The sequence below is a fragment of the Limosilactobacillus galli genome (assembly GCF_947381495.1).
Lineage (GTDB): Bacteria > Bacillota > Bacilli > Lactobacillales > Lactobacillaceae > Limosilactobacillus > Limosilactobacillus galli.
Map to the genome: position 1 here is coordinate 1 of NZ_CANCWK010000145.1, position 245 is coordinate 245.

1 protein-coding gene is annotated in these 245 nt (G+C 37.6%); it reads left to right on the forward strand.

Annotated elements, in window-relative coordinates; translation table 11 throughout:
- Positions 1-245: transposase (locus tag QOS10_RS09640; protein WP_283595217.1), on the forward strand; the 245-nt coding region annotated here is incomplete at both ends.

A 245-nucleotide genomic window follows, 5' to 3' on the forward strand; every position in this document is an offset into this window, starting at 1 on the left:
CAAGCATTAACGCCCCGTGGAAATATCAAATCTATTATGGTGAATCCACAGTGGGAATATTTTAAAGCTAAAGCTCGTGAGTCGCTTTCAAATTCCAATACTTATTCGCGGCGGAAATACGATGTAGAATCAGTTTTTGGCAATTTGAAGGTTTATTTGGGTTTCAAAAAATTCACAGTCCGTGGTCTTAAGAAAGCCAAAAGGCAAATTGGAATTGCCCTAATGGCATTGAACATGAAGAAAAT